At 36.9% G+C, this 23,081-nt stretch carries 16 protein-coding genes; all 16 read left to right on the top strand.

From position 1 onward, the window contains the following. Nucleotides 1-30 precede the first annotated feature (30 nt). The 16 genes from recO (at nucleotide 31) to addA (ending at nucleotide 23,031) form a co-directional block, all read left to right on the top strand. Nucleotides 31-822, top strand: coding sequence for a DNA repair protein RecO (recO, locus tag LG377_RS07030; RefSeq protein ID WP_225743966.1), 792 nt, complete (start codon nucleotides 31-33; stop codon nucleotides 820-822). Between the two features lie 203 nt (nucleotides 823-1,025). Continuing rightward, nucleotides 1,026-1,310, top strand: coding sequence for a hypothetical protein (locus LG377_RS07035; RefSeq protein WP_225743967.1), 285 nt, complete (start codon nucleotides 1,026-1,028; stop codon nucleotides 1,308-1,310). Between the two features lie 214 nt (nucleotides 1,311-1,524). After that, a complete protein-coding gene (locus tag LG377_RS07040) occupies nucleotides 1,525-1,833 on the top strand; it encodes a hypothetical protein (RefSeq protein ID WP_225743968.1) in 309 nt (102 codons plus the stop codon). 315 nt (nucleotides 1,834-2,148) lie between these two features. Continuing rightward, entirely contained in the window at nucleotides 2,149-3,078 is a 930-nt protein-coding gene (glyQ, locus tag LG377_RS07045) for a glycine--tRNA ligase subunit alpha (protein ID WP_225743969.1), read from the top strand. 1 nt (nucleotide 3,079) lies between these two features. Next, on the top strand, nucleotides 3,080-5,173 hold the full coding sequence (gene glyS, locus LG377_RS07050) for a glycine--tRNA ligase subunit beta (RefSeq protein ID WP_225743970.1): 2,094 nt from the start codon (nucleotides 3,080-3,082) through the stop codon (nucleotides 5,171-5,173). A 98-nt stretch (nucleotides 5,174-5,271) separates the two neighbouring features. Beyond that, a complete protein-coding gene (locus LG377_RS07055; protein ID WP_225743971.1) occupies nucleotides 5,272-6,987 on the top strand; it encodes an ABC transporter ATP-binding protein in 1,716 nt (571 codons plus the stop codon). Between the two features lie 95 nt (nucleotides 6,988-7,082). Continuing rightward, nucleotides 7,083-7,592: a transcription repressor NadR gene (locus LG377_RS07060; protein ID WP_225743972.1), complete on the top strand. Its 510-nt coding sequence runs from the start codon at nucleotides 7,083-7,085 to the stop codon at nucleotides 7,590-7,592. A gap of 84 nt (nucleotides 7,593-7,676) precedes the next feature. Beyond that, nucleotides 7,677-8,243 (top strand): hypothetical protein, encoded by a 567-nt coding sequence (locus tag LG377_RS07065; RefSeq protein ID WP_225743973.1) that lies wholly within the window; start codon nucleotides 7,677-7,679, stop codon nucleotides 8,241-8,243. 193 nt (nucleotides 8,244-8,436) lie between these two features. After that, on the top strand, nucleotides 8,437-10,326 hold the full coding sequence (gene dnaG, locus LG377_RS07070; RefSeq protein ID WP_225743974.1) for a DNA primase: 1,890 nt from the start codon (nucleotides 8,437-8,439) through the stop codon (nucleotides 10,324-10,326). A 20-nt stretch (nucleotides 10,327-10,346) separates the two neighbouring features. Then, nucleotides 10,347-11,480 carry an RNA polymerase sigma factor RpoD gene (gene rpoD, locus LG377_RS07075; protein WP_225743975.1) on the top strand — a complete coding sequence of 378 codons (1,134 nt, stop codon included), beginning with the start codon at nucleotides 10,347-10,349 and terminating at the stop codon, nucleotides 11,478-11,480. Between the two features lie 181 nt (nucleotides 11,481-11,661). Continuing rightward, entirely contained in the window at nucleotides 11,662-12,279 is a 618-nt protein-coding gene (locus LG377_RS07080) for a 50S ribosomal protein L25 (RefSeq protein WP_225743976.1), read from the top strand. A 132-nt stretch (nucleotides 12,280-12,411) separates the two neighbouring features. Beyond that, nucleotides 12,412-13,113: a tRNA (adenine(22)-N(1))-methyltransferase TrmK gene (locus tag LG377_RS07085; RefSeq protein ID WP_225743977.1), complete on the top strand. Its 702-nt coding sequence runs from the start codon at nucleotides 12,412-12,414 to the stop codon at nucleotides 13,111-13,113. Continuing rightward, nucleotides 13,110-14,228, top strand: coding sequence for a Nif3-like dinuclear metal center hexameric protein (locus LG377_RS07090; RefSeq protein ID WP_225743978.1), 1,119 nt, complete (start codon nucleotides 13,110-13,112; stop codon nucleotides 14,226-14,228). Before LG377_RS07085 ends, LG377_RS07090 begins: the two co-directional genes overlap by 4 nt. A 65-nt stretch (nucleotides 14,229-14,293) precedes the next feature. Then, nucleotides 14,294-15,523: a peptidase T gene (gene pepT / locus LG377_RS07095; RefSeq protein ID WP_225743979.1), complete on the top strand. Its 1,230-nt coding sequence runs from the start codon at nucleotides 14,294-14,296 to the stop codon at nucleotides 15,521-15,523. 81 nt (nucleotides 15,524-15,604) lie between these two features. Next, the gene (locus tag LG377_RS07100; protein ID WP_225743980.1) at nucleotides 15,605-19,222 is read left to right on the top strand and encodes a PD-(D/E)XK nuclease family protein; all 3,618 of its coding nucleotides are present in this window, start codon (nucleotides 15,605-15,607) and stop codon (nucleotides 19,220-19,222) included. Beyond that, on the top strand, nucleotides 19,222-23,031 hold the full coding sequence (addA, locus tag LG377_RS07105) for a helicase-exonuclease AddAB subunit AddA (RefSeq protein ID WP_225743981.1): 3,810 nt from the start codon (nucleotides 19,222-19,224) through the stop codon (nucleotides 23,029-23,031). Before LG377_RS07100 ends, addA begins: the two co-directional genes overlap by 1 nt. Nucleotides 23,032-23,081: the final 50 nt, after the last annotated feature.

The following is a 23,081-nucleotide window of genomic DNA, read 5'->3' on the forward strand; positions in this document are numbered from 1 at the left end:
AGCGTCTATTGCTTTATTCAGAGGTGTAAAATGGCACATTTAGAAGAAGTAGAAGGTATTGTCATATCTGTTAGAAAGCATCGAGAAAGAGATTATCTGGTTAAGTTGTTCACTGACCGTTACGGTAAAATGATGTTTTTTGTTAGAGGAACTAAAAACCCTAATAATAAGCTGAAACGAGCGATTCAGCCTTTTTCTCATGGAACGTATATTGCAGATATAAGGGACCAAGGATTGAGTTTTCTAAGAGATGCCAAAGACATTGCCCCTTATTCTCAAGTTCAGCTTGATATCTTTAAGAATGCTTATGCAACTTATGCTTGCGGATTAGCTGATGCAGCACTAGAAGACAGAATTCCAGATTTTAATTTGTTTAGTCAATTAAAAGATGGCTTAGCCTTGATGGATGAGCTGGAAGAACCAGAAATCATTTTAAACATTTTTGAAATTAGATTCCTTAGATATTTTGGTGTTATGCCTGAGTTAAGAGGCTGTGTGGTCTGCGGAAAGACTGAAGGGGCCTTTGACTACTCCAGTAAGTATAACGGGCTGTTGTGTCCTGAGCATTATCATGAAGATGAACGAAGATATCATGCAAGTCCAAAAGCCATTCACTTTATTCGTCTATTTTCAGTAATTTCATTTGAAAAAATCGGAACGATTTCTATGTCTGAACAAACAAAAAAAGATATTCGTTACGTAATCGACAAGCTCTACGAAGAACTAGTTGGATTGAAGCTGAAAAGCAAACGATTCATCGATCACATGCATGAATGGGACGGGGTATTAAAAAGACCGGAAGAACCAAGAAAGGAAGAATAATTGGATTCAAATATCTCTATAGTATTTCTATTTTTAATGGCAAGTGTACTCATTATCATACAAGTTAAACAAAGCAAAGAAGTTTTGGTCAGAGTGAGATATACAATTCTTGAGCGTTTTTTTCTCGCAGCGGTCTTTTATCTTTAGTAGGTTTTTTCGTTTATCAATTTAATGAATTTATTGTCTTAGTAACAGTTATTTTAATGATTACCGCCATGAATCTATCACCCTACGTATCAGGATTGACCGAAGATGGTGTACGAGTGGTTCATCGGGGTAACATTAGTAAAAAGTATTCTTTTCATCAGGCAAGCGAATGGGTTCTTTACGAACAAAATAGAAAATTGAAATGTCGATTTTATTTGAAGTTAAAAAATCAAAAATCTAATGAAGCTGAATATTTGTTTTTCGATAAAATTCAAGAAACCGAAATTATAGACTTTCTTGAGAAAAGAGGCTTCTATGTAAGGATTGAAACTGAAAATTGAGTTCTTTCTTGATGAATTCAGATAGAGGTGTAGATGAATGATTCCAACTGTTTTCAAATGTTTTTTAATACTTTTTTCAATTCTATTAATTGTACAACATCAGTATCAAGTGAAAGGAATCAAGATCAGAACCAAAAGATTTAAGTCGTATATCGTTCTTCAATGTGTTTTGGTATTACTAATCCTTTTCATTACATATGATAGTGAATACACTATGCTGAATTTTCTTGTATCTTTTACTTGGATAATCGCTTGTTCATTACCCATGAACGCAACCGGATTGACTGAAGAAGGTCTTTATCATCCTCAGCAGAAATCTTATGGTCATTTATTTTTAAGCAAAGAGGTGCCTTTTGAACATACGAGAGACTGGGAGATTTACGAGAAAAAGACCATGCTCAAATGCCTCGTAACAGTTGGTGAAGGAACAGGAATGGGCATAGAATTTTACCTAGATAAAAAAGATCAGCAAGCCGTGATTGAGCTTGTTGAAAAGCATCATCTTTACGTAGATGTCATTTAATTGAACAACTCAAGATTGACATTATGATATGTTCGTGTAAGATAGAAATTAACAATTAAACAGCACGAAGACAGAAGAAGTAGAAATGTAGCGTCTAACAAGCGAACTTGGGATAGTGTGAGCCAAGTGTAGATCACATTTTGAAAGGCATCTGGAGTGCATAAATAAAGCGCTAGTATGATTTCATGCTAGAAGTAGGGTGGAACCGCGAGAGAACTCGTCCCTATACTGATTGTAAAACTGTCAGTATAGGGACGAGTTTTTTATATGCTCAAATGCTTATACCAATACAGTACTAAAAAGGAGTACGATTATATGAAAAAAGCACTGACGTTTCAAGAAATCATTTTAACATTACAGAAATACTGGTCTGATCAAGGCTGTATGCTGATGCAAGCTTATGATACAGAGAAAGGGGCAGGCACCATGAGCCCGTATACTTTCTTGAGAGCGATTGGCCCTGAACCATGGAACGCAGCTTACGTTGAACCTTCAAGACGACCAGCGGATGGAAGGTACGGAGAAAACCCTAACCGTCTTTATCAACATCACCAGTTTCAAGTGGTTATGAAACCTTCACCAGACAATATTCAAGAATTGTATCTTAAAAGTTTAGAACTTTTAGGTATCAATCCTTTAGAGCATGATATTCGTTTTGTTGAAGATAACTGGGAAAATCCATCTCTTGGCTGTGCAGGGCTTGGCTGGGAAGTTTGGCTTGATGGTATGGAGGTTACTCAATTTACCTACTTCCAGCAAGTTGGCGGACTCGAAGTTGACGCTGTTACAAGTGAGTTAACATATGGACTTGAGCGCTTGGCTTCTTATATTCAAGATGTCGAAAGTGTCTATGATATTGAATGGGCACCTGGCGTTAAGTATGGCGAGATCTTCAAGCAACCAGAATATGAACAATCTGCTTATGCTTTTGATTACAGCAATCAAGAGATGCTGTTTAACCATTTCAAAGAATATGAAATGGAAGCACATGTGTTGATTGAAAAAGGTCTGGCTCACCCAGCATACGACTGTGTACTAAAATGTAGTCATACGTTTAATTTACTAGACGCTAGAGGCGCAGTATCTGCAACAGAACGCCCTGATTTCCTCAGACGTATTCGTAGGATGGCACACAGTATTGCTCGTGCATTTGTTTCAGAACGAGCTAATCTGGGATTTCCTTTATTAGATGAAACTGAAAGCCCTGCTTGGGTAGAGCACTACACTGAAAAGGAGGCAAAATAATATGCCACATACATTTTTACTTGAACTCGGTTTAGAAGAAATGCCAGCGAAGGTGATCAAACCTGCTGTTGAACAATTAAAAGATAAAGTTCAGGCTTACCTTGAGGAAGCAAACTTGGATTTCAAAGAAATCAAGACCTATTCTACTCCTAGAAGACTGGCTATTATGATCGAAGAGCTAGCTGAAATGCAGCCCGATGACAAGCAATTGGTTAAAGGACCCGCTAAAAAAATCGCTCAAGATGCTGAAGGAAACTGGTCCAAAGCAGCGATTGGTTTTACTCATGGTCAAGGTGCTTCAACAGACGATATTGTGTTCAAAGAAGTTAAAGGTGTTGAGTACATTTACGTAGAGAAATTTACAAAAGGAAAAACGGCTGCTGAAATTTTGGCAGACTTACCAACTACCATCACTTCCTTAACTTTCCCAGTAAGTATGAAATGGAGTACGCATACTTATAAATTTATTCGCCCACTACACTGGCTAGTGGCTTTACTTGATCAAGAAGTTTTACCCATCACTGTTTTCGGCATCGAAGCAGGTCAGAACACTAAAGGACATCGTTTCTTAGGAGAAGCCATTACAATTGAAAATGCTGACGCTTATGAAACGGCTTTAGAAAATCAATATGTTATTGCTGACAGAGAAAAGCGTCAAGGCATGATTGAGAAACAGATTACTGCACTATGTTCTGAGAATGGTTGGAAAGTACCTTTAGATAACAAGGAATTACTGGATGAGGTCACTGACCTAGTAGAATATCCAACAGCTTTCTCAGGTTCTTTTGACAAAGACTATTTGAAAGTGCCTGAAGTTGCTTTAGAAGTTTCGATGGCTGATCACCAGAGATATTTCCCTGTTCGCAAAGAAGATGCCTCTCAGGCCTTTCTTCCGAACTTCATTGGAATCCGTAACGGATCAGCTGATCACATTGAAACTGTCATCAAAGGAAATGAAAAAGTGCTCGATGCAAGACTGGCCGATGCTAAATTCTTTTATGAAGAAGATCAGAAAGTTCCTATCGAAGAATTTGTGGACAAACTGAAGCGCGTTTCGTTCCATGAAAAACTAGGTTCTATGTATGATAAACAAAAACGTGTTTCATTAATTGCACAAATCCTTTCAGAACAATTTGAATTGTCTTCTGACGAAAAATCAGCTTTGGAAAGAGCGGGAGCATTTTTCAAGTTCGATCTAGTCTCCAGTACAGTTGTTGAATTTACAAAACTTCAAGGTAAAATCGGTGCGATTTTAGCTAAAGAAAAAGGAGAAGACGAATTCGTTTGTGCGGCAATTGCTGAACAGTATCTTCCGACTTCGGCTACAGGAAATGTTCCAGCTACTAAAGTAGGTACCGTTCTTTCTTTAGCTGATAAACTAGATACTTTAATGATGTTTTTCGCAATTGGTCAAATTCCATCAGGCTCCAATGATCCATTCGCTTTGAGAAGACAAGCAATGGGGATTGTTAAAATGATTGAACAGTCTTCACGTCATTTCTCAATCGCAGAAGTCATGACTAAAATTGAAGAACAATTACCACTAAATGTAGAACTGAAAGCTGGAATTGCACAAAATCAAACGATTTTACTTCAGTTCCTTAAAGACCGTATGGATCAGTTAATGCAATCTGATAGTAGTGATCAATCTGTCATTGCCTATGACATCAGACAAGCTGTATTAAATGCTGATCAAGCAGATATTGTACTATTGATGGATACGGCTTCTGTATTGAACCTTAAAAAAGATGACTCAGATTATAAATCAATCATAGAATCACTTAACCGTGTTTCTAATCTGGCGCAAAAAGCAGATCCAAACGGACTTGTTGATCAAGCCTTGCTGGATACAGCTTCTGAAAAAACTTTATTTGAAAAAGCCACATCAACTGCGGATCGATTCATGGAATCCAAACAAGCAGATGAGCGATACGAAGCGCTCAAGTCTTTAAGTACATTTATCGACACCTTTTTCGAAGAAAACATGGTCATGACTGATGATGAAGCCGTTAAGCAAAATCGATTGTCTTTATTGAAAATGATTAATGATTTATCGATCACTTTTGCAGACACTACACAATTACTCATCAAATAAGTTGAATCTGACAGGGTAGGACAAGTTGAATGAGAAGCTTGTTCTGCTTGATGTCAGTATTAAAGATCATATAGAAGAATAATGGGGGCATTTATTTAGTGTTAAAAAAATTTTTCAGCTATTATAAACCGTACAAATGGTTATTTACATTAGACTTTTCTTCAGCAATAATCGTAGCCGTTCTCGAATTAGCTTTTCCGATTATCGTTCAAAGAGTCATTGATACAATTTTACCGACAGAAGAGTGGCCGACTATCGTCTGGGTCTCTATAGGATTATTATCTATTTATGTTATGAATACATTTTTGCAATTTATTGTGACGTATTACGGTCACCGACTGGGAACCAATATTGAAACCGATATGCGTCAGGATCTTTACAAGCATATTCAAAAGCAATCTTTTAAATATTTTGATAACAGAGAAACTGGGAAGTTGATTACTAGACTGACTTCTGACTTATTTGAAATCGCTGAGCTTGCTCATCATGGGCCTGAAGATATTTTTATTACCATTTTCACTTTACTTGGTGCTTTTGGACTAATGCTTACGGTACACGTACGCTTAGCAATCATGACGTTCTTGCTCGTGCCGCTCATCGCCTTAGCGGTTATATTCTTTAATAAAAAAATGACCAGCGTAAACAATCGTATCTACGATGATTTAGCTGGCTTTAGTGCCGGTATCTCAGCCTCTGTCGGTGGGATTAGAGTTGTACAAGCTTTCGCAAATGAAGATTTCGAAGATGAGCGATTCAAAGTTTTGAATACAACATATAAAAAGTCAAAATATCTATTCTATAAAATGATGGGACTGAGTAGTTCCTACAATTATCTTTTGATGCGCCTAATCACTTTGTTCGCCATGTTCTTCGGTGCTTACTATACAATACAAGGAGAACTAACGTATGGAGACTTTGTCGCATTTATATTATTTGCCAACGTGCTTGTGCGTCCAATTGAAAGAGTCAATATCATGATTGAAAGTTACCCTAAAGGAATTGCTGGATTTAAAAGACTTCAAGATGAGCTGGCTATAGAACCTGAGATCCAAAATTCTCCTAACGCCGTCGCAGTAGATTCTTTAGTTGGAAATATAGACTATACAGATGTAACTTTTGGTTATGAAGAAAATAGTCCGATTCTTGATAAAGTCAATTTATCCATAAAAGCAGGGGAAACGGTCGCTTTTGTTGGACCCAGTGGGGCAGGAAAGACAACCATTTGTAATTTACTTCCTAGATTCTATGAAATTGATTCTGGAAGTATTGAAGTAGATGGTCACAATATTCATGATTTGACGGTTCAGTCTCTTAGAGAACAAATCGGCGTTGTTCAACAGGATGTTTTCTTATTCCCTGGTTCAATCAAAGATAACATTCTTTATGGAGATTTAAATGCAAATGATGAACAAGTTAGAACGGCCGTCAAACTCGCAAATTTAGAAGAAGTTGTTGCTTCACTTCCAAATGGGTTAAATACAGTTATTGGTGAACGAGGCGTCAAGTTATCCGGAGGACAGAAACAGCGTCTTTCAATCGCTAGAATGTTCCTTAAAAATCCTCCTATTCTCATATTAGATGAAGCCACTTCAGCACTTGATACCGAGACTGAACAAGCGATTCAAGAAGCGCTCGATTCTCTTTCAGAAGGACGTACTACGCTGATTATTGCCCACAGACTGGCAACAATCAAAAACGCAGACCGTATTGTAGTCGTTACAACGAATGGAATTGAAGAAGAGGGGTCTCATGAACAACTGATGGCACTAAATGGTGCTTACAAACGTCTCTATGATGCTCAGTTTGCTGAGTAAGTAGTACTATCTGATAAAAAAAGCACTTGTTAAAAGTGCTTTTTTTTATATAAACTAGACTTATTATAAACCATCTTTATCAAAAGGAGAATTCTATGGATGCGGAGTTAAGAAGAGAGCGTATTCTTTCTACTCTTTCAGAATCAGAACAGCCGATCGTAGCGAGAAAGTTGGCTGAAATGTATAAGGTCAGCCGTCAAGTAATCGTTGGAGATATTGCATTATTAAGAGCCGAAGGACAAGAGATCCTGTCTACCCCTAGAGGATATACAAAACGAAATGAACAGCCTGTTCTTAAGAAAAGAATTGTGTGTCAGCATCACTACGAGCAAACTCAGGAAGAATTGTATACAGTCGTTGATTACGGTGGGCAAATTATAGATGTGATTGTAGAACATCCAATATATGGAGAACTGATTGGAGGACTTAATATCTCTAGTCGGTTGGAAGCAGATGACTTCTTGCAGGAGATACAAAAAAACAAGACCACTATGCTAGCGGATCTAACAAATGGCCTGCATAGTCATACCATTTCAGCTAAAGATGAAGCAACAATCGAAAAAATTATTGCTACGCTAGAGCACAAAAAGATTCTTTATAAATAAAAGTATTGTAATTTCTCCTAAATTCATTATACTTATATAGTGTAAAGACACATGTAAAGTTTAGGTGTAAAAAAAGGAGTGTTTATGATAAAAAAAACAAATACATTAAAATTAACAGTTAGCGCGTTACTGACTGCAATCGCTATTGTAATTCCTATGGTCATGCCCGTTAGAATATTGATTGAACCGGCTTCGTTCACGTTAGCCAGTCACGTACCTATATTCTTAGCAATGTTTTTTTCTCCAGGGATTGCTGTCGCCGTATCGATTGGCTCTGCTGTCGGCTTTTTATTAGCTAGTTTTCCGATTGTGATTGTGTTAAGAGCATTGAGTCATGTTGTTTTTGCCTATATCGGAGCTAAAATTTTATATAACCGTAGAGAAGAGATTTTAAGTTCTCCAGCTAAGAGTACAGCTTTCTCTTTTGGAATAGGTATTTTACATGGTGGGGCCGAGATGATAATCGTTTCATTATTCTTTTTCGGGATTCTTCCAGGGACAGCTTACACCGAAGGGTTTTTCTATGTCGTATTTTTATTAGTGGGCGTTGGAACGATCGTTCATAGTATGGTTGATTTTTTAATAGCTCAGTTTATTTGGAAATCGATGGGGGACCGAGTACTTAACTTATCTAAAAAAATACAAAAGTGATCAAAAAAACTATTAATCGGTTAATGATTTAATAAATATAATCTATTGAGCAAATTCTTTTCTATACAGAAGGAATTTGCTTTTTTAGTCATCTATGATATACTATTGGTTGATTAAAATAGGCTAAATGTGTTCAGTACTTTGAATAAATTATGTGCGATTTTGAATAACTTGTGAAGGGAGGTCACCGTTTATGGTCCGTATTCCAGAGGAAACGATCACTCAGATTAGAGAAGAGTCTGATATCGTCGATGTTGTTTCACAGTATGTTCAATTAAAAAAATCCGGGCAGAATCATTTTGCCCATTGTCCCTTCCATGATGATAAGACGCCCTCATTTTCAGTAAACGAAAAGAAACAAATCTTTCACTGCTTCAGTTGTGGCAGAGGTGGAAATGTCTTTTCTTTTATACAAGAAATTGAAGGCGTGTCTTTTCCTGAAGCCGTCATAAAATCTGCAGAAATTGCTGAAGTTCATATTGATGAGCAGATTATAGAACAGGCGCATCAGTCTCGGCCAAGTGGAGATAGTCGCTATGGTAAACTTCTTGCAATCTACGAAAAGACTCAGGAATTTTATCACCATGTTCTTATGAATACTCAAGTCGGGGAAGCAGCATACAACTACTTGATTGATCGAGGGATGGAAAAGGAAACTATAGTAGAATTCAAGCTAGGGTTTTCTCCTCCTCAAAGAAATGCTTTGAAATTGTATCTAGATAATCAAGAAGACTTGGAGCATGCCCTTTTCCCGCAAACGGGTTTATTCTCTGACCGAGATGATGGTCAGCTATTAGATCGATTTTCTGGCAGAATTCTGTTTCCAATTAGAGATGATAAAGGAAACACCGTTGCTTTCTCGGGTAGGATATTTGAAGATCCTACCCATCAGAACACTTCTGAGAAACCTTTTCATTCAGCTAAGTATGTCAACAGCCCTGAAACGGAAATCTTTAATAAGAGACGCGTTTTATTTAATTACGATAAAGCGAGAGCGAGTATAAGGCGAGAAAGTGAAGTGTATCTTTTTGAAGGGTTTATGGACGTTATTTCTTCCTGGCAGGCAGGAGTAAAAAATGGAATAGCTTCTATGGGAACGAGTTTGACAAACGAACAGATTCAGTTAATGGATCGAGTGACGGATAAAGTGGTCATTGCTTACGATGGTGATCAAGCAGGCTTGGATGCTACGAAAAGAGCTACTGAGTATTTTCTGGAACAGACACACTTTGATATAGATATTGCGAGTTTTCCTGAGAAACTGGATCCTGATGATTATATTAGCTCCAGAGGAAAAGAAGCTTACAAAGAGTTTTTACTACACGGGCGAGATACGTTTATGAGTTTTCTGATGAAATACTTTCGCTCAGGAATCAATTTAAAGAACGAAAGCGAACGGTTATCTTATATTGAAAAAGTGTTAAAAGAAATGACTGTAGTCAACTCACCGGTTGAAAGAGAACTCTATTTCAATCAGTTATCTCAAGAATTTAAAGTATCTCAAGATACGTTAAAAGAACAATTCCAGCAATATTTAATGGAAACACAAAAATCCAGAACAAAAGAACTTAAAAAACAACAAGCGGAGCGAAAAAGTGAACCGAGTTCGCTTCAAGTCACACGACAGAACAAGATAAAGAAAACGACCGTTGAACAAGCGGAAAAGATGCTGTTAAATAGACTTTTCTATCATGATGAGGTATGGTATATACTACAGGGGCTTTCTTATGATTTTACATTTCCGGATGAGCATTACCAAATCCTCTATCTCTTATATGAATCTTATTTCAAGGAGAAAGGTGAGCACAATGTAGAAGCCTTTCTGGATTTCATAAAAGATTCAGAACACAAAAAGAAAGCCACTGAAATTTTTTGGATGGACCTTGGGGAAGAACTTGTTCCAGGAGAAATCGAGGACTATATAGACGTTTTATCCAATCGATCACCGCTAGTCACAAAGCTTCAATTAAAGCGAGAAGAATTAAAAGAAGCTGAGCGTACTGGTGACAAGCAAAAACAGACCTCTTTAACAATAGAAATTATCAATATTAATCGTCAGCTAAAAGCTGTAAAAGAAGCGTAAATCAGGAGGCACACCATTCTATGGCCAAAAAAAAGGAAGAACTTAAAGACCAATCAAATAAAACTTACGAAGCAGCTGTCAAAGCCGTTATCAAAGAAACAAAGAAAAAAATGGATCAAACCATTTCTTATGTTGAATTGACTGACAAACTGGCAGAACCTTTTGAACTTGAAAAAAATCAAATGGATGAATTGATTCAAAAAATCGAAGACGAAGGTATTGGAGTCGTTGACGAAGACGGTAATCCATTAGCTAAACAATTAGATAAAGAAGAAGAGATTGTTGAAGAAGCTAAAAAAGAAGAAATGATTGCGCCACCGGGTGTTAAAATCAATGACCCGGTCAGAATGTACCTTAAAGAAATTGGTAGAGTGGATCTTTTAAGCGCTAAAGAAGAGATTGCTCTAGCTAAACGAATCGAAACAGGTGATATTATCGCTAAGCAAGAGTTAGCAGAAGCTAACTTGCGTTTAGTTGTATCTATTGCGAAACGTTACGTCGGTAGAGGGATGAGTTTCCTTGATTTGATTCAAGAAGGTAACATGGGGCTAATGAAAGCTGTAGAAAAATTCGATTATGAAAAAGGATTTAAATTCTCAACTTATGCTACATGGTGGATTCGTCAAGCTATAACCCGTGCGATTGCCGATCAAGCTAGAACGATTCGAATTCCTGTTCATATGGTAGAAACCATTAATAAACTTGTTCGTATTCAGCGTCAACTACTTCAGGATCTTGGACGTGAACCGACTCCTGAGGAAATTGGAGCAGAGATGGACCTTCCTACTGAAAAAGTACGAGATATCCTTAAAATCTCTCAAGAACCAGTATCTCTTGAAACACCAATCGGTGAAGAAGATGATTCTCATCTAGGTGATTTTATTGAAGATAATGAAGCTACAAGTCCTTCAGATAACGCTGCATATGAATTGCTGAAAAGTGAATTGGAAGATGTATTAGATACATTAACTGATCGTGAAGAAAATGTATTGCGATTAAGATTTGGTCTAGATGATGGCCGTCAAAGAACGCTTGAAGATGTTGGTAAAGTATTTGGCGTAACCAGAGAACGTATCAGACAGATCGAAGCTAAGGCTTTGAGAAAATTACGCCACCCGAGTCGTTCGAAACAATTGAAAGACTTTTTAGAATAATCTGAAAATTTGATGAGATAGAAGCTGCTGTTTTAGCGGTTTCTGTCTTTTTTTCATGCATTTCACGCTAAAACGACTTTTGTTTTTGTATTACGTTGCGGAATTTGGTATAATACTTATGTTAATGCATAGAAATATCATAAGTTAATTACTTATAATATAATTTGGAAGGTGAAATATAATGAAAATTACAGCTACTAAACGTACTGAAACAGGTACATCAGCATCAAAGAAAGCAAGAAGTGAAGGTAAAGTACCAGCAGCAATCTATGGTAAAGACGTAGATACAGTTTCTGTATTGCTTAACCAGAAAGAATTACAAGATACGCTTCGTGAAGTTGGATCAAATGGAGTTTTTGAAGTAGATGTTGAAGGCGAAACTTACCAAGTATTCGTTAAAGAACAAAAATCTGCAGCAATCAAGCCAATCTTGTTCCACGTTGACTTACTTGCGTTCACTAAAGGACAAAAAGTTACAATGTCAATTCCAGTTTACATCACTGGTGAAGAAGAAATTGCTGAGGGATATGTTTCTCAATCAATCTCTGAATTAGAAGTTGACGTAGCTCCTGCTAGTGCACCTTCAGAATATACTGTAGATGTTTCTAAAATGACTATCGGTGACAGCATTTCTGCTGGCGATATCGAGTTAGATGCTGAAACGACATTATTAACTGACGCTGACTCAACAGTTGTTTCTATCTCAGCTCCAGATGCAGTTGAAGAAGAAACTACTGAAACTTCAGACGAAATGCCTGAACCAGAAGTTATCGGTGAATCTAAAGAAGATTCTGAATAATTTTCTGAAAAAAGACTCTGAATAACCTGTGAGTGGTCAATTGACCCTCGCGGGTTTTCTTTTTTAAAAGTGGTTTTAAAACTTACATAAATGACTGTACTTTAGAGTATAAGAAACTAGAAGAGGTGCCCGATGGAATCTGTACAATTATCAAAACGACTAGAGCGTGTAGCGGCCTATATACCAGAAAATGCGAGGTTAGCAGATATCGGTTCTGATCATGCCTATCTTCCATGTGCATTAGTGCAACGTAAAGCGATTTCTTTTGCCGTTGCTGGAGAGGTTGTTAAAGGACCTTTTGAAAAAGCATTGAATGAAGTGAAACTAAGAAATCTTGAAAATCAAATTGAGGTTAGATTTGGAGATGGAGTAGAAGTCATTCAGTTAGATGATCAGATCACAGCCATTTCTATCTGTGGAATGGGCGGTGCTCTAATCAGAGATATTTTAGATAGAGGTCTGTCTCAGAAAAAACTTAGTAGAACAGAGACTTTAGTTCTTCAACCAAATGTCGGTGAAAAAACTTTGCGCACCTTTTTAATGAATCAAAGCTATAAAATAATAGCTGAAGAAATCGTAGAAGAAAATGATAAGATTTACGAGATTATCGTTGCTGAACCAAGTTCTGAAAGTGTCACGTACACCGACCACGAATTAACTTTTGGTCTTTTTCTTTTATCAAATAAAACTGCTGTATTTAAGAAAAAGTGGCTTCAAGAGTTAGATAAGCTTCATTATATTCTTGCTCAACTAAACAAGTCTGCGCAACCAGATACCGACAAACAAGCTAAAATCAACAAAGAAATTACGATCATAAAGGAGACGATTCAGTGAAAGAGGTCCAAGTCCAAGATATCATACATGAGATGGAACGATTTGCACCGCCTCACTTAGCGGAAAACTGGGACCCTATCGGATTATCGTTTGGTTCAAAAGAAACGGTTGTCAAGAAAGTGCTCATTGCCCTAGACGTAGATGCACATACCATTAAAGAAGCTGAAAGTCATGTAGTTGACCTTATTTTGACGCATCATCCCGCTATCTTTAAATCTTTGAAAACTTTGAATGATGAAGATAGTCGTCGAAAAGAATTTATTCAATTAATTCAGTCTGATATCGCGGTGTACTCTGCTCATACAAATATAGATGCCGCTGAATACGGAATGAATGAGTGGCTTGCGGATGCTTTGAATTTTCCTAAAGAAAGAGAGATTGTTTCTGAAGTATATGAGGCAGCTTATAAAAAAATCGCAGTATTCGTTCCTAAAGATTCATCTGAAACGGTTCGACAAGCTATACATGCTGCAGGTGCAGGCGAAGTGGGAGCCTACAAAGATGTTTCTTATGATATAGCTGGAACAGGTCATTTCACACCCCAGGAAGGAGCAGAACCAAATAGAGGCGAGATCAATCAGCAGAAGTCTGTCGATGAAGTCAGGATTGAAATGATGTTTCCAGAAGATAAAACGTCAGCTATCTTACAGTCTCTTGTTCAAGCACATCCTTATGAAGAACCTGTTTTTGATTTGTATACGATTGAAAACCAAAAACAAACATTTGGTTACGGTAGGATTGGAACAATGAACCAGACGACTGAAGAAATGATTTCATCAGTAAAATCTGCTTTTAATGTTGATCACTTAAGATATAGTAGCTATGATCTCTCAAGAAAACATAAAAAAGTCGCTATATTTGGTGGTTCTGGAGAAGACTACTATAAAGAAGCTCAAAGAAAAGGTGTCACTTTATTCATTACTGGAGATGTCTCTTACCATGGAGCGCAAGATATGTTAAGAGATGGAATGGATGTCATTGACCCTGGACATTTTATTGAATCGATTTTTATTTCAAAAATGTCTGAAGTACTCAATACATGGAAAGATTCGTTAGAGTGGGATCTTGAAATCATTGAAGCGTCTTCTCAAAAAGATGTTTTTGATTTCAAATAATTGAAAGTATTTAAACTCGAAATAGTGTAAAATAAATCCTATAATCAATCTGGAGGAATGAAAAAATGTCTAGTCAATTAGTTGATCGTTTTATCAAATATGTAAAAATCAATACGCGCTCTGATGAATCAAGCGCGACTGTTCCATCTACACAGTCACAAATTGATTTTTCAAAAATGCTTATGGAAGACTTAAAAGAAATTGGCCTAAGCGAAATTGAATTCAATGAGAAAAACGGCTTTGTAACAGCCTCTTTAGAAACGAATACGGATAAAGATGTTCCAACTGTTGGATTTATTGCACATATTGATACCGCAGATTTTAATGCCGAAAATATCCAACCTCAATTCCATGAAAATTACGATGGACAAAAAATCGTTTTAAACGAAGAAAAGTCTATTGTCTTATCACCAGAAGATTTTCCAAATATGAAAAACTATGTAGGCCAGACGTTAATTACAACTGATGGAAATACATTACTCGGTTCTGATGACAAATCAGGTATCGTAGAAATTATCGGTGCTGTAGAATACTTATTGAATCACCCTGAAATCGAACATGGTAAAGTCAGAATCGCTTTTGGTCCAGATGAAGAAATCGGCACTGGAGCTGACTTGTTCGATACGGATCACTTTGCAGCTGACTTCGCTTATACTGTAGACGGCGGACCTGTTGGTGAACTTGAATATGAAAGTTTTAATGCAGCCTCTGCAGAGTTGTTTATCCAAGGTAAGAACGTTCATCCAGGTACAGCTAAAGACACTATGGTCAATGCATTAAAATTAGCTGTTGAATTAGATACTTTACTTCCACAAGAAGAAGTACCTGAAAAAACAGACGGTAGAAATGGATTTTATCATCTTTTAGGAATCGAAGGTACTGTCGAAGAAGCTAAGATGGGTTATATTATACGTGATCACAGTCGTGAATTATTCGAGAAAAAGAAACAGAAACTGACTTCTATCGTTGAAGAGCTGAATAAACGTTTTGACCAAAAAAGAATCACTTTAACGTTGAAAGATCAGTATTATAATATGAGAGAAATCATTGAAAAAGACATGCGTTCAGTCGAAATCGCTGATGAAGCTATGCGTAACTTAGGTATTGAACCAGACGTTAAACCGATTCGAGGTGGAACAGACGGTTCTAAAATTTCATTTATGGGACTACCAACTCCAAATTTGTTCGCTGGAGGAGAAAACTTCCACGGTCGTTACGAATTTGTTGCGGTAGAAAGTATGGAAAAAGCAACGGATGTCATTATTGAAATCATTAAATTGACTAGTACAAAATAAGGTTATCAAAAGAGATAGGTATCTTGTCAAAAAGGTATCTGTCTTTCTTTTTACCATTCAGAGATTAGAAAGGAGTATTGCATGAGTCTTCAATTTGTTATTGGAAGAGCACATACTGAGAAAGAAACGGCTTTGATCAGCGAGATGAAAAAAATCATGGATCAAGATTCTACTGCCCAAGTATTTTATCTCGTACCCGATCATATCAAGTTCGAGACGGAAATCACCGTACTTCAATACTTAAAAAGCCTTCAAGAGAATCCAAAAGACTACACAGGTATGATCAACCTTCAAGTGTTTAGTATTAGTCGTTTAGCCTGGTATTTTTTACAGGATAATGCGGTATATAATCAGACTCAATTAACAGAAACCGGACTTTCTATGCTTGTAAGAAAGCTTGTTAAAGATAATGAGACCTCTCTCAGTATATTCAGAGGCGAAAGCACACAGCAGGGATTTATTGAAAAGCTGACTTCGCTTTTCATGGAAATGAGAAATGGACGAATCAATATCGAAGATTTAGAAAAGTTATCTGGCTCTGAAGAAATGGATGCTACTAGAGGTAATGATTTCAAACAAAAGATTGCAGATATTCAGTTATTATTTCAGTCATTCAATGAGCAACTGATAAACCAATATATCGAAAAAGAAGATATCATTAAAGTCTTGATTGAAGAAATCAAAACGCGAGATATGTCTAATACGACGATTTATATTAATCACTACCAAAATTTCTCAGCTCAAGAACAAGAACTCCTGATAGAATTGATTCGGTCTTGCAAAAATGTTGTTATTTCACTCGTTCTTGATCAGAAATACGCAGTTGAACCCCCAGAACTGACACACTTATTCTATGAAACAGGTATGACTTACTACCGACTCTATCAGCATGCTTTGCAGGAACGTTTGCCGGTTTTGAACGATCGCTTGCTAACAGAGGTGAGTGATCATAGATGTGAAGAAATCAATCATTTAGAAGATTTCTGGGTTAAAAGTTCTATTGGCTCAGCTATCAGAATCCCTGATCAAAGGATTGAAATGGATGAGTGTATTGAAATTTGGGGTGCAGAAACAAAGCAAGCTGAAATACTTCATGTAGCCAATAGAATTAGAAAAATGGTTTTGCAAGAAGGGTATCGATATAAAGATATTATGATTATGAGTCGAGCCATCGAGTCCTATAAGACAGTCATTGAACCGACGTTTCAGGAAAATGATATTTCACTCTTTATTGATGAAGCAGATACAATGTCCGGTCATCCACTTGTTGAGCTCATACAAAGTCTCTTACTGATCTTCAAGAGAAATTGGAGATATGAAGATGTGATGCGCTTTTTAAGAACTGAATTATTTGTACCACATTTAAAAAATACGACTATACCAAAGGATGTAGAGCTTCGAATCCCTTACTTGAAGCAAGCTCATTCAGATTGGCGAAGAGAAGTGGATCTGACAGAGAATGTCATGCTCGCTTATGGTTATGAAGGATCAGCATGGACTAGGGATAAGGAATGGATTTATGCTCGCTTTCAGATTGAAGATATGGAAGAACAGTTGGATTCAGACAAACAAACTCAAGCAATTGCTAATAAAGTGAGAGTGATTGTAAGAGAAACCTTACTCCCTTTTTTTAAACGAGTCCAAAAAGTTAAGACCAATCGTGATGCAGCAAGACTTCTTTATCAATTTCTAGTCAATAACGGTATAGATAATCAAATTCTGTTCTGGCGCGATCAGTCACTAGAAAGCGGAGACCTTGTAGAAGCGCGGAAACATGAACAAGTTTGGGGCACATTCATGAACATGCTAGATGAATTTGTCGATGTGCTGGGGGACGAAGAATGGTCGATCGATTCGTTTCTAACGATATTAGAAACGGGATTTGAACAAGCGACTTATAGTATTGTACCGCCGAGCATCGATCAAGTAATGCTGACCAGTTTCGATAAAGAACGTGTCCGTACGAAAAAAGTGGTTTTCATTCTGGGAATGACTGATCAAGTATTGCCAATGAATCGTGAAAATGACTCCATCTTGACCGATGAAGATCGAGAAAAGATTCAATCTGTCTTACCAATGGATCGTTTCCTTTCTCCAGCCACTCAATCGATGATGGCTTCTGAACCGTTAGCAGCCTACAGAGCTTTTATGAATGCTTCAGATAAGCTGATTTTTAGCTTTCCAGTTAAACAAGAAAGTGGTACTGATAATCGCATTAGTCCTTATATTCAAAGAATAGCCGATTATCTATCTGTACCTATTCAATCGAAACTTGCTGACAGTCACTTAATCTATGATCAAGATTTCAATAAAATTATGCCTTTTATAGGTTCTAGAAAACAAACGATTGGTCAATTAAATACCATCCTAAGAGAAGGTATCGATCAAGATACACTACCTAATGTATTTTGGCTCAGTTTATATGAAAAGCTTCGAGATAAAGAAAGCTTTTTTGAGAACAGAGTATTTAGCAGTTTAGATCATAAAAATATTCCGGTACCATTGACTAATGACTTGGCTGAACAGCTTTACGGGAAAGACCTTTACCTTTCTGTCTCGCAGTTAGAAAGTTTCTACCTTGATCCTTACAGTCATTTCTTGCAATATGGTCTTCGGTTAAAAGAGCGTTCTATTCAAGAACTGACACCTACTGAAACCGGTAATTTCTTCCATGATGCGTTGGATTCTATCTTTAAACTGATTGTATCTCGAGATTTAAACGTTAAGGATCTCGATGACAAAACACTTGCTAGATTAACAGATGAGGCTCTAAACGAACTTTACGAAAAAAATCAGTTCCGATTACTTTCGATGTCTAATAGAATGCAGTTCATAAGGGATCAATTAGGTAAAACGGTAAAGAGAATGATGTGGGCGATTAGTAAACAAAATAAACGTAGTCATTCAACCCCTAAAAAATCTGAAATTCAATTCGGCCGAATCGGTAATACTAGTGGCATTCCAGGATTGGCTTTCCCTTTGAATAACGGTGGTCAAATCCACGTACGTGGTAAGATCGATCGCCTTGATACAATGGAAGTAGATCATAACTTGTATTTGAGCATAGTGGATTATAAATCTAGTCAGCATTCTTTCAAATATGATGAACTTTTCTATGGTTTAATGATGCAGATGATCACTTATCTGGATACAGCTGTTGAATTTTCCCCAGTATTATTAGGTCAACAAGCCAAGCCCGCTGGTGCTTTCTATGCACAAGTAAAGAACCCTTATCTCAAGTCTAAAGAAGCAAATGAAGAAGAGTGGATGAGTGCATTATTAAAAGAATTCAAATTGAATGGACTTGCGATCAACGATGAAGAAGTTTTAAGTAATCTAGATTTAACACTTGAAGCCGGTAGCCATTCTCTTGTCTATCCAATCAACCAGTTAAAGAATGGGACCCTTAAAGGGAGAGGTCTGATCACAACTGAAGAACTGGATCTTCTAATGAAGCATAATCGAAAATTGATTGTGGATGCAGGGAACCAGATTCTAACCGGTAAAAATATGTTGATGCCTTTTATTGAAAAAAGACAATTTACACCCTCTGTAAGTGGTCCTTATAAAGCTATTTCACAGTTTGACGTTTTACTTGAAGAAAATAATTATCGTCATTTTGAAGATATTCCGGATAAAAAAGAATTGATTCACCGAATTTCTAATAAATTGATTATTCCAGGAGAGGAGTCTATTTAATGAAGATCTTACCGAAAAAAACTGAGTCTAGCTTGTTTACGGACAGTCAGTGGCGTTCTATCCATGACGAAGGGAAAAATCTATTGATCTCAGCCTCAGCTGGTTCTGGAAAAACGACCGTTCTTGTACAGAGAGTGATCGAAAAAATAAAGAATGGGGTCAGTGTTGATGAGTTACTTGTCGTGACGTATACCAACGCTGCTGCAAAAGAAATGAAGGAACGTATTCAAGTTGCTATCCAAAAAGAAATCAGTGATACAAAAGATACACAGCTCCAGCAGCATCTAGTTCGTCAGCTGCCGTTACTGAATCAAGCAAATATTTCTACCTTACACGCTTTCTGTCTGAAAGTGATTAGAAGATTTTATTATCTAATCGATTTAGACCCCGTATTTAGAATGTTGACAGATGATACTGAAAACATTCTAATGAAAGAAGATGTGTGGGATGATTTAAGGGAAGAACTCTACGGCGAGGAAGGAACACTGTTCAAGACACTAGCAGCTACTTATTCCAATGATCGTTCGGATGATGGGTTAACAGAACTCATTTTTTCCCTCTATAATTTTTCAAGGTCAAATCCAGATCCGAAAAAATGGCTAGAAGAACTTACACGACTTTATACAATCGAAGAAGGTAAATTAGAAAAAAGTCAGCTCTTTGAAAAACTAGCTAGACCTCAAATGCTTCAAATGGTCGATCTGTTTATCGAACTTAATGAAAATGCTTTGATGATCAGCAACGGAGATGAAGAACTATCCAAAGTCATCGCTACACTAGAAGCAGAGAAAAACCACTTCAAAGAAGTTCAAAAAAACATAATGAACGGTCAATTGGAAGAGACTTATCAAATATTAGAAACGTTTAAATTTCAGACATGGTCTGCTCCTAGAAAAAAAACAACTCCAGACGAAGTTAAAGAAGCAGCCAGTGAGATGAAAGCTTTTAGAGATCAGTATAAATCGGTTTATAATCGTCTGAAAGAAGAATTCTTCAGTGTTCCGATCTCAAAACAAATTGAATTAATGGGTTCCGTCAACACACTCGTAGAGGAAATGGCAAGAGTTACTGGACTTTTTTCAGATGCTTTCCAGAGCCACAAATATGATCGTCGACTACTGGATTTCAATGATCTAGAGCATCTCACATTCCAGATATTAACCAAAAAAACGGAAGATGGAACAATTGGACCTTCTGAAGCTTCTGATTACTACCGAAGTTGTTTTAAAGAAGTCATGGTCGATGAATATCAAGACATTAACTTTCTTCAGGAAAGTCTTTTGAGATGGTTAACCAGCGATTCTAAAACCCATGGCAATCAATTCATGGTAGGCGATGTTAAGCAATCTATCTATGCTTTTCGTTTAGCTGATCCTGATTTGTTTATCGAAAAATATGAGCGCTACGAATCCGGAGAAGAAGGTGAACGCATTATTCTAGCGGAGAATTTTCGTTCAAATCATCACGTCCTGGACTTCACAAATTATATTTTCACGCAATTAATGGATAAAGAAGTAGGGAATTTAGCATATGATAAATCTGCTCGTTTAAAACAAGGCTTCCATGCTTTTCCAAAGGAACTTCAGTGTGAGACAGAAGTGCTTATCTATGAAAAAAATACAGATGACAGTGAAAATCAAAGTGAAGAAATGACAGACTTTGAGGATGTTTCCGAAGCTTTCCAGATCGATTCAAAAGCTGAAGGTGAACTGTTAATGGTTGGAGAGAAAATATTAGACCTTATGCAGTCAGGTTTTCAGATTTACGACAAGAAAACTAAGCAAAATAGGCAGCTAACTTACAAGGATATTGTTTTACTGACACCAACTAAAAAGAATAATCTTGTGATTCAAGATATTTTCAATAAACAGTTAGGCATACCTACAGCCATTAAAGATACACAAAACTACTTCAGAACAACTGAAATTAGTATTATGATGTCTTTGCTTAATATTATTGATAACCCATGGCAAGATATTCCTTTGGCCGCGGTCTTAAGGTCTCCCATAGTAGGCTTGAATGAAATTGACCTAACAAAAATTCGGTTGATGAATACGACGTCACCTTACTTTGAATCCTTAATTGATTTTATTGGTCAGGAAGAAAAAGAACCAAGTAATCGACAACTACAACTAAAATTAATAGAATTTATGGAAAATCTAGAACGCTGGAGAGAGTTATCTAGAAGACAGCCAATAGTTAAATTAATTTGGACTATCTACGAAGATACAGGCTTTCTACATTACGTTGGAGGCATGAGTTCTGGTAAGCAAAGAAAAGCCAACTTACACGCACTTTACGAGCGTGCAGCTGCTTATGAGAAGACAAGTTTCAAGGGATTATTTCAGTTTATACGCTTTATTGAAAAGATGCAGAAAAAAGACAAAGATCTAGCTGAACCTTCTGTGGTTAGTGACTGGGAAGATGCCGTTAGAGTGATGACCATTCATGCCAGTAAAGGTCTTGAATTCCCAGTCGTATTTGTACTGGATATGTCCAAAAGATTCAATCAGACTGATTTAAAAAAACCTTATGTCTTTGATGAAAAATTCGGTGTTGGTGCGGAATATAAAGAAGTACAAGAGGATGCTCTTTTCCCTAACGGTCGATTCACAACATTACCAGAGCGCGTTTTAAAAAATCACAAAAAAAATAAATTACTTTCTGAAGAAATGCGCGTTCTTTATGTTGCCTTAACCAGAGCTGAACAAAAGTTATTCTTAATCGGTTCTTATAAAAATAAAGAAGCTGCTATGAAAGAGTGGGGAACAGTCAGTGCGCACCAAGCGACTGTATTACCAGCAGACGCCCGTTTACAAGCTTCTAGTTACATGCACTGGATAGGTATGAGCCTAGCAAGGCATGGTAGTATTGATTATGAAAACTGGTTACCTTCTGCAAACAAAGAAATTGTTAGTCATCCAGTTGAATTCAACGTTTCTTTTCAAAATCAGAATGATCTGGAAACTCAACTACAAAATCTTCAAACGGATGAAAAATCGAATTGGTTTACGTCATTTAAAAGCAAAGAACTTAAATGGGAAGAAAAGAAAGAAACCAAAAAAGCAGTAGATGAAGCCATTCATTTAATTGAATCTAATTATACACATGAGACAGCAACATTAACCACAAGTTACCAATCGGTTTCTGAAATTAAACGGTTATTTGAGGAACCTAATGATGGGCAAATGATGAAAATCGATGTCACAAATCCTAGGAATTCTTACAGATACGTTGAAGAAAACCTAGAACGTCCAGCTTTTATATCAGAAGTTCTTCAACCAAGCCCTGCAGAAATAGGGCAGGCAACGCATTTAGTGTTACAATCTTTAAAAATAGATACTTTACCAACAAAAGAATTTCTTGAAGAACATATTCAGACTCTTGTTGAAAAAGAAGTGTTATCAGAAGAAATGGCCCCACTTGTTCGAGTTGAACAACTTGTCCGTTTCTTTGAAACAAGTTTCGGTCAAAAAATAGTTGGTCTTTCAGAGTACGTACGCAGAGAAGTGCCTTTTTCGCTGATTCTTGAAGCAAGCGAGCTCTTTATGGATATGGAAGAGGAGACAGACCAAATTCTCATTCATGGTATCGTTGATGGATATATTGAAGAGGACGATGGATTGATCTTATTTGATTACAAAACAGATCAGATTCAAAGATTTGAAGACCCCAAACAAATGATGTTAGAGAAATATAGTGGTCAACTTAGACTTTACCGACAAGCATTGGAAGCAATCTTGAAGAAACCGGTCAAAGAGACGTATCTTGTTTTATTAGATATTACAGAAATCGTTCCAATTCCTTAAACATACAAAAAAAGCGAAGTCCCAAATATTTCGGGACTTCGCTTTTTATA

The organism is Marinilactibacillus sp. Marseille-P9653, from assembly GCF_916618885.1.
In the GTDB taxonomy this organism is placed as follows: domain Bacteria; phylum Bacillota; class Bacilli; order Lactobacillales; family Carnobacteriaceae_A; genus Marinilactibacillus.

Coding starts and splice junctions, on each gene's coding strand:
- recO (WP_225743966.1), top strand. CDS start 31: ATGGCACATTTAGAAGAAGTAGAAGGTATTGTCATATCTGTTAGAAAG.
- LG377_RS07035 (WP_225743967.1), top strand. CDS start 1,026: ATGATTACCGCCATGAATCTATCACCCTACGTATCAGGATTGACCGAA.
- LG377_RS07040 (WP_225743968.1), top strand. CDS start 1,525: ATGCTGAATTTTCTTGTATCTTTTACTTGGATAATCGCTTGTTCATTA.
- glyQ (WP_225743969.1), top strand. CDS start 2,149: ATGAAAAAAGCACTGACGTTTCAAGAAATCATTTTAACATTACAGAAA.
- glyS (WP_225743970.1), top strand. CDS start 3,080: ATGCCACATACATTTTTACTTGAACTCGGTTTAGAAGAAATGCCAGCG.
- LG377_RS07060 (WP_225743972.1), top strand. CDS start 7,083: ATGGATGCGGAGTTAAGAAGAGAGCGTATTCTTTCTACTCTTTCAGAA.
- LG377_RS07065 (WP_225743973.1), top strand. CDS start 7,677: ATGATAAAAAAAACAAATACATTAAAATTAACAGTTAGCGCGTTACTG.
- dnaG (WP_225743974.1), top strand. CDS start 8,437: ATGGTCCGTATTCCAGAGGAAACGATCACTCAGATTAGAGAAGAGTCT.
- rpoD (WP_225743975.1), top strand. CDS start 10,347: ATGGCCAAAAAAAAGGAAGAACTTAAAGACCAATCAAATAAAACTTAC.
- LG377_RS07080 (WP_225743976.1), top strand. CDS start 11,662: ATGAAAATTACAGCTACTAAACGTACTGAAACAGGTACATCAGCATCA.
- LG377_RS07085 (WP_225743977.1), top strand. CDS start 12,412: ATGGAATCTGTACAATTATCAAAACGACTAGAGCGTGTAGCGGCCTAT.
- pepT (WP_225743979.1), top strand. CDS start 14,294: ATGTCTAGTCAATTAGTTGATCGTTTTATCAAATATGTAAAAATCAAT.
- LG377_RS07100 (WP_225743980.1), top strand. CDS start 15,605: ATGAGTCTTCAATTTGTTATTGGAAGAGCACATACTGAGAAAGAAACG.
- addA (WP_225743981.1), top strand. CDS start 19,222: ATGAAGATCTTACCGAAAAAAACTGAGTCTAGCTTGTTTACGGACAGT.